General features: G+C 60.7%; 4 protein-coding genes and 1 pseudogene. 3 read left to right on the forward strand and 2 right to left on the reverse strand.

What is annotated here, in order from left to right; translation table 11 throughout:
- Nucleotides 1–280: 280 nt before the first annotated feature.
- The gene (locus tag ACIA8C_RS36750) at nucleotides 281–3,049 is read right to left on the reverse strand and encodes a hypothetical protein (RefSeq protein ID WP_397142919.1); all 2,769 of its coding nucleotides are present in this window, start codon (nucleotides 3,047–3,049) and stop codon (nucleotides 281–283) included.
- A 153-nt stretch (nucleotides 3,050–3,202) separates the two neighbouring features.
- On the opposite strand from ACIA8C_RS36750, the gene ACIA8C_RS36755 reads away from it, so the two are divergent.
- From ACIA8C_RS36755 to ACIA8C_RS36765, 3 genes and pseudogenes are all read left to right on the forward strand, one after another.
- Nucleotides 3,203–3,883: a hypothetical protein gene (locus ACIA8C_RS36755; RefSeq protein ID WP_397142921.1), complete on the forward strand. Its 681-nt coding sequence runs from the start codon at nucleotides 3,203–3,205 to the stop codon at nucleotides 3,881–3,883.
- A 63-nt stretch (nucleotides 3,884–3,946) separates the two neighbouring features.
- Nucleotides 3,947–4,042, forward strand: a pseudogene (locus ACIA8C_RS36760) (hypothetical protein); the annotation flags it as partial.
- A gap of 84 nt (nucleotides 4,043–4,126) precedes the next feature.
- Nucleotides 4,127–5,482: a serine/threonine protein kinase gene (locus ACIA8C_RS36765; RefSeq protein ID WP_397142923.1), complete on the forward strand. Its 1,356-nt coding sequence runs from the start codon at nucleotides 4,127–4,129 to the stop codon at nucleotides 5,480–5,482.
- A 134-nt stretch (nucleotides 5,483–5,616) separates the two neighbouring features.
- Here ACIA8C_RS36765 and ACIA8C_RS36770 read toward each other — a convergent pair whose 3' ends face one another.
- A complete protein-coding gene (locus tag ACIA8C_RS36770) occupies nucleotides 5,617–7,536 on the reverse strand; it encodes a restriction endonuclease (RefSeq protein ID WP_397142925.1) in 1,920 nt (639 codons plus the stop codon).
- Nucleotides 7,537–8,046: the final 510 nt, after the last annotated feature.

The following is an 8,046-nucleotide window of genomic DNA, read 5'->3' on the forward strand; positions in this document are numbered from 1 at the left end:
CTTCCGGACCGCCCTCATGACGGCCGGACTTCCAACTCCGTGATTTCGCGCGGGCGCATGCAGTTGCGGCACCGAATGCTGCAGAATGCGCCAGCGTCGTAGATGCAACCGGGCAGAGCTCTTGCGGTGCAGACCATGTTCGTTGAGGTCGCGTGCGCCGCTCTTGACGAGATTGCCGACGCAACCTGAGGTGGCAGGCCATCTTGGTCTATTCGCCTTTCTCGACGGCTGATCCAGCTCAGCGGGCGAGGCTCACCGTAGCGGCACCGTCGGATCAGTCCTACTTTCGCAGGGCGGCCAGATCGCGGTCGAGTTCTGCCAGCCGGCTCGATATCCGCTGGTGATACCGCTCCAACTCGGCCGGGGCTCCGGGCAACTGCGCGGATGAGCTGATCGCTTGCAGGATCTTTCCGAGCCCGTCGCGGAGGGGCTGGATCAGATGGGTTCCGACGAGTTCGATGCCGAGCAGGGGGTCCATGCCGGTCACCGCTTCTCGGAGGCGCCCTGCTCCCAGCTGGGCGAACACTTCGAGCGTGTCTAGGGTGAGTCGAACATAGCGCGGCGGGTCGAGCGCTCGGAAGCGCGGTAGCAGCTCATCGAGCACGTGGCGGTAGTCGCCGCGGTCGAGCGCTCGGTGGATCCGTTCGATCAACATGTAGGCACTGGAGTCGACTCCAGGGTTGGTCATCGCGATCGCCCGGAACGCTGTCACGAGCTCGCGCAGAGGGGCATCGTTGCGGTAGCGCGGTGTGCGCGAGAGCATTTGCGCGAGTTCGCCTGCGCGTTCGAAGGCGAATTCACGAAGGCGGGGCTTGTCGTCTTCTGCGAGTGCGGTGAGTAGCGGAAGCGCCAGCTGCGCCGGTGCGGCCAGCCGCTCCGGCGGCGCCAGGGCCAGCGCTGAATCGATCGCCTGGTCGCTCAGAGTTATCGCTGCCAGCTTGTTGGCGAAGGGTTCGTTCAGCCCGTCGAGCAGAGTGGTCGCCTCGGTTTCGATACGAGTGGATTTGTCATAGCGGGCGGCCTGAGCCAAGCAGGCGCCGAGTTCGAGCATCAGCAGCGCGCGGGCGGTGGTGAAGATTCTTTCGAGGGGCGCGGGCGCCCGGGACAGCGAGCTCTGTTCGGCAATCAGCGCCAGCAGCGCTTCAGCGTGCACCCGCAGCTGTTCGAGTGCGAAGAACTCCTCCTGGTCACGCATCTCGCCGATCCAAGAAATCAAATAGTGCATCAGGCCGAGAGCTATTTCTTGGAACCCGCCCGGCGGCAGGGCCTGCAGGTAGGAGCTGCGGATGATTTCGTGCACGAGCGGGTGTATCGAGATCGTGTTGCTGGCCGGAGTCAGGCGGTCGTGTTCGTCTCTGTGCACCACGCGGTTCGCGATCGTCTGTGTCCGCAGCAGACTGATCACCGCGCGCGTCACCGGCTTGGCGACCGCGGTGACCGCGGGTCGGTTCGCGAGGTCGATCTCGTCGGTGGATGTGGTCGCCGGGATGACCACATCCAGTGGGATCAGCTCCGGGGCTAGGAACGCCCCCCCGTGCAGCGCGCCCTTGGCCTGGCGATGATAAGGCGAGGCGACGCCGGCACCGAGGTGGTTGATGGCGTGCTGGACCGCGGCGAACAAGGTCCGGTCGTAGCCAGGCGGCACCGACAGTGTGTCTTGAAGGGCGTCGAGAGTGGTGAAGTAGTCGGTGGCCAGCTCGTCGAGTTCGCCGGCCGTGTTGCGGAAGTACACCCCGGCCATACTGACTGCCAGCGGGATCCTGCCCAGCCGGTCGACGACTGTGCCGATGGTCATGGCGACAACGGGGATGTCGTGCTTTGCGATACCGGCGTAGCTGGCGAAGCATTGGATCGCTTCGGCGGCCGTAAACGATTCGACATCGATATGGTGCGCGCTGGTCCACCATCCGACACTGCTGGTCGTGGTGACGATGACACTGCCATGGCCCGCGGACGGCACGTACTTCTCGATGACCGCTCGGCTTATCGCCCCGTCGAAGACGAGCAACCACGGGCCGCGGTGACGCGCGAGCGCAGTACAGAACGGCCCCGCCACATCCGCACCGGGCTTGACTATGGTGCCCGTTAAGATGCGCAGCGCTTCGCGGATCTGTGCTTCCGCGAAAGCTTCGTCGCGGCTGTCGATCCAGCAGATGAACTCGTAACGGTTGTAGTTGATGTGGCAGTAGTCCGAGGCGATGGTGGACTTGCCGGTGCCGGTCGAGCCCACCATCGTCGCGATCTCCGGCGACCGGGCCGCCGGGTCGAGATCGATCGCGGCGGTGAGGCGGTCCAGAATCTCGAGCCGGGGAACCGTCGAAGCCAGGCTCGGTACATGCGCGATCGGCACGCCCCAATCGAAACCTCCGGCCAGGTGGGCGATCTGCGGATCCGGGATGGAGAGCAGGGCGACCAGATCCGTCGCCGACAGCGTGCCTGTTCGCTGGCCGCTGGCGGCGTCGAAGATTCGTTGCCGCACGATCGGCACGAGCAGCCGACACGAGGTCACGCCCTGGCTCAGGGCCCGGTCGCGACGCAATCCACGGATCAACTCCTCCAACTCTGCCTCGACCTCACCCACCGGGCGCAGGTCGACAACGATCCGGGCCTCCGCGGAGCCATGTTCGGAGGGTGCGTTGTTCCACCGGTAGGACTGACCCGATGCCGGCCTTTCGCCGGGCAGTGCAGTGACTTCACGTTGCAGTCCCGGCGAAAGCGGCCGGTTGGTGAGCAAGGTCGGTGTGCCGGAACCAGTCGTGGCGAGCAACCGGGTGAAGACCTGGCGCGCGTCGGCAGGTTGCAGAGGGTAAGACTCGGGGCTGGTGGAGACCTTCACCTGCACCTGGTCGATCTCCGCTCCGTCGACAGAGATCGAGAAGTCGACGATGTCGTCGACCTCGCCCGCGGCGGTGAGCGCGATGGGTTCGATCGACAATACGATGCGGTCGGTCAGTGAGGTATCCGCGCGCAGCATCCTCAGGACGTGCACTGCGGACACGAGGTACTGGTAGCTGAAACCGAACGCAGCCGACGATCCATCAGCAGGCATGGTCAGCCAAACCTACCGTGAAGGCGAGGCGCATGCGGCCAGTGGCAGAAATCCCCGGGAGCAGCGTCATGGTCCGGGCTGCTGCCCACGAATGTATCTGGCCAGGTGAAGAAAACGGCACCGGGCTGCGGCGTGACTGCCAGACTCGACGACGTGGAGTACGACGACGATGACGAGGCCCTTGAGGAGTTCGACGACACCAGCGACCGCCGGGATGTATTGCAAGGGGCAATGGACCTGGTCGACCTGCTCAACACACTGCTCCAAGCCGCAGCGACTCGGATGAATACATCCACCTCGGCAGAGCGTCGGCAATATCAGCGAGACCAGCGCAACCTCGCTCGGATGCTGAGGCCGCTCGGCATCCGTCACCCCTTCCACTGGCTGTCTCTTGACCAAGGCCTCGCGGCAGCAAAGCATCTCAATTACGTCGGCCGCCGTAGCTTCTATCAAGACCGGGCAGACCCCGCAATCGAGCAGTTGCAGCGCCGCCTCGATGATGTGGCTGTCGGGGATATCGGCATCACGGTTGCCGATCTCGGCAACACGGCGACTGCGACCATCGCCGACACCGCCGCAATCAGGCTGGAATTGCGCCGGATCGAGGCGGCTCTGCCGACGGACCCAGGCGCGGCCATCGGCAAAGCGAAGAACCTCATCGAGGCCACCGCCAAAGCCATTCTCACCGACCTCAATCAGCCCCGCGACCTGAATTCTGACCTGCCCGGCCTCGTAACTCAGGCGATGATGGCCCTGGGAATAGATTCCCAGGCCGTCGCCGATCATGACCGGGCGCTTGCCCGGGTAATGAAACAAACCAGTGGACTGGCGTAATCACTCGCCTTCTACCGCAACAAGGCGGGTGATGCTCACGGTCACGATGAAGTCCCTGTCGGGCTCGATCTCCGCCACGGCCGACTCGCCGTCCGCGTAGCTATCGCGTGGGCGGCGTTCATGCTTGACACGCTCCACGACCTTCACCCCAAGCCGTAATCACTCAAACGAGTCGCACAGCATGTTCGCTGCCACGACACCCACCCATATAGAGTTCGGCACCGAATTACAGGCATGCCTCGTATGAAGAAGCTGGAAGTTGGGCAATGTTATGGGGAAAGATGGACTCTGACCAGGTCTATCAAGTCACACGTCTGGCATGTAACCGCTGACGATGACACCGCCGGGGTTTTGAAGGCCCCTCGTAACAACTACAACAACACACGGGAGAGGTTTCGCAACGAAGTTGAAGGCATAGAATCCCTGACGGGAGTATCTGGCGTTCTGCCCTTGATCGACCGCGACCACTCAAACCAGCCTCGCTGGTTCGTGATGCCACTCGCCGACTCGCTGGCCGACTACCTTGCGTCTGCGGATTTCGATGTGACGGTAGCGACCTTCGCCCAACTGGCTGAGGTGCTAGCCGAAATGCAGAACGGACCGGCCCCGGTTGCCCACCGAGATATCAAGCCGGACAACCTATTCTGGTTCGACAACCAGCCGGTATTCGGAGATTTCGGTATCGCGGCATGGGTAAACGCCGCAGGCCTCACCGCGGCCCGCGAACGAGTCGGTCCCCAAGGGTTTCTCGCCCCCGAGGCTCTGCGGGCCGCCACCGTTACTAACTGGCACGCCGCAGATGTCTACTCTCTGGCGAGGACATTGTGGGTCATGGCCGCGCCGCGCCAGGAGTGGTCGGACGGAAAGATCACAACCGACTATCCGCCGCCTGGGCAGATCAGGGACTTGAAGTACTCCCTCAAGCACTTCGGAGGGCCACCGGCACGCGAACTGGATCTGTTAGTCCAAGAAGCTACCTCTGACATGCCCAGCCAACGCCCGACCGCAGCCGAATTCGCCGACGAACTGCGATCGTGGCTTCGCCAACATCCAGGCCAGCAGCCCCGTCCACTTCCAAGCGGTGAAGCTCGACTGCTCGGCTACGACGACCTCAAGTTTGTTATCCGGCAGCACACCGAAGTTGCAGAGGCGTTTCTTCGTCTCCTGCTGGCTGAGTTGCGGGCCGCTCTCGGCGACATCGATCTCGACGACAACGTCGAAGTGAACGTCAGTCCCCGCGGTGCGCAAGACGAGGACGGGACGCTCAAGAGCGCCTCCATCATCGCCGATCACGGGCGAGGTCCAGAAGACGAGTGGGACGGCTCGTTGGTATTGCGGATACAGCGACCCAGTGCCGATGTGCGTTTGATCGTGGGGGCGTTGATCGCGTCTCCCGCCGAGATGGACCTCGTAGCAGAACTACACCACCGTCAGCATGGCGGACCTTGGACCTTGGTTCTCATCGACGACGTGCAGAACCTACACCCCGGGCGCCCCTCCGCCGCCGAGCAACTGCGACACCTAATCTCACGGCTGGCCGACGACCCCAAGATCTCGAAAGCTGATGACACGGACTGGATTTGCGACCGCATCCTATGACTCTCCGCGCGCCAACAGCCGACTGCCCGGAACCCTCACGCACATTGGTCCAGAGCACGTGAATCGTGACGATGTACCTCCGCAGGATCCGCCACTGAACTTAACCTGAGTGAGCAATGTCTTGTCATTCATGCTCAGGCAATGCTCCGAATCCTTGTTTTGAAGAATCTCTGAAGCTCAGTCCGGTTCAGCAGTAGGTCGTCGATGTCATTTCCAGATATTGGTACAACTAGAGGGATGGAAGGGTTGCTGCCTACGTTCTTCAACCTGTTCATTGCGTCCTTGGTGAAGCCTGATGTAGATATGAAGAATCCGAGTCTCCACCGGCTTCCTACCAACTTCCCGACGAATGTGTTTACCTGTTCAATGTTGGCTTTTTGTTCGGTGTTTTTGCATTCAATCCAGACATCGCTGCCATAGTTCGCCCAAAATGGATCGGAGTTAACAATTTCGCATATTACGTCAATCTCGCCGACTTGGTGGCGGCGCCGTACGTCAACTACGGCGAAATATGAACCGAGAAGGGTAACGGCAAACTGCTCCAGGCCGTGGCCGCGAGCATGTGCGCTGGAACCCGTCCGTGGCATCTCGTCCCATAGTTTGCGAAGCTGGTTGAACAACTCCTGTTCGGGGACAGCTTCGTCATTCGGATCTTCTGCGTCGACGATATTATTAGAGGATTCCGGTGCGACGCCAAGGAGTTGGAGCAGCGGGCGATGGAACTCGGTGCCAAGATCGGCAAGGATCTGCGTTGCTACGGCCTCTTGCGCCTCATGTCGATATTGTTGTAGGTCGCCACAACACTTGGCTGCGAAGGCTGCGCCATAACGCAAATATGCCACCACGACAATTGGCATCGGCTGTGATGCGAGGCCGCAGGCAAATGTAAGCGCCTCAGTGACGTCGATAGGTGGTAGAGTGTTAATTATCTCGATGTTACGTGCCAGTCGGCGGCCGATGTAGAAATCCTGTATTGACTTGTGACTGAAGGTCACTTCATCCTGTGCGGTCTGGATGAGGATTGTGCTGCGGTTGATGGCGAATTGTGTGAGAAATTTAGCTTCCTCAACTGTCAAATCCACATGGGGGCTGTTGACTAGCGCATCGAGGATCGAGGCTGGCGATAACGAGAAGCTGGCAGCCGTCGCCGTCGCCATCGAAAGGGCAATGGTCTCATACCCGCGATGTGTCAGTTCCGCGACTATTGGAAAGTCGATTTTGTGTCGTTCGCGAGCCAAGATAGCGTCGGTGAGGTCTTCGTAGAGTTGGAATTTATTCGACGGCAGCTCAAGTCCGCGCTCGTCAGAGTAGAAGGCCAGCAGGTGCAATATCAGTGGACTAGTCGAGAGGGAGGCGAGATAGTCAATATCTGCTAAGTGATCGCTAACTGTGCCTGCATCGTCGCCCGTTAGCATCGAGAGCAGTCGGCTAGCTTGGTATAAGTTGAATGGCAAAATAAGCCATGCTGGAAATCGGGCCTTCAAGCGGTCGGACGCTGGGTCAATAGGGCGTGTGGAAACGCAGATTCTCACACCTATGGATTGATCGATAGCAGTGGATATCGCGTCAATGATACGATACCTGTCGATGGTTGAGGAAATCTCGTCAATCCCGTCAATGAAAAGATGCGCTGAGCCGTTCTCAAGCATTGAGCAAAGGATATCGGCTAACCTTTCACCACCGCCTGCAGGAATAGCCGCAGCCATCGCAAGCCATCGCCACAAGGATGGTGATTGGGCTTCCGGAAGGCTTGTCAGAGTTGGTGCGTGAATCAGAATTGGACAAACTGCTTGGTCGGAAACCCGGCGCGCCTCAACGAGCTGATTAACCGCAGCCCTGATGAGCGTGGTCTTGTCGGCCGCAGGGTCACCTAGGAGCAGCATACGACGTTCAGTCAGCAACGTGTCCAGCGAGTCCGAGACAACTTGGCCTTGAGGTGCACGGATGCACGGCTCGACAAAAGTATCGGGGTCAGAGTACGGAGTGATCCCTGACCGGTGTCTCTTGAGATTTTCCAAGTACATAGCGACTATCTCGGACGCATCAGATCTCACGAGGAGCACCCCTACTTTGTGGCCGATCGTTTCGGCAACGATATTGCAGCAATGTGAGGCGCGGGCGGCAATGGAGCATCAGTTGCCGCAGGAATGTCAGGCGCGCACGTCTGTGTCGCGTGTCGACGTCGTGAAAGTGCCGTGCGGTCTCAAATTGATGGTGGCCGGGATCCCGTAGTCTGTAACCACGTCGCGTGGTGTGGGCGATCTGGACGGCCGGGGTGGCTGAGTTCCGCGACGTCGCGCATCGTTCAGGGGGTCCTGCGGATATCGTCGTCGTCCTTGATGAGCGCGAGGTATAGGACGACGTCTTCGGCGCCGACGGCGCCGTCACGATTCGTGGACAACCGCCGTCACAGATGACGGACAGAGCCAGTCGGTGCTGCCTTTAGGCCGCGCCAGAGTGGCAGGTCCCTGAATCCCCCCGGTGAGTCCGGAGACTTACGGGTGTGACAGCTCAGCGGGTTGCTGGGCTGGGTGTTGACAGTAGTGGGCGGTCTCCATCTCAAC

The organism is Nocardia sp. NPDC051321 (assembly GCF_044455225.1).
GTDB lineage: Bacteria > Actinomycetota > Actinomycetes > Mycobacteriales > Mycobacteriaceae > Nocardia.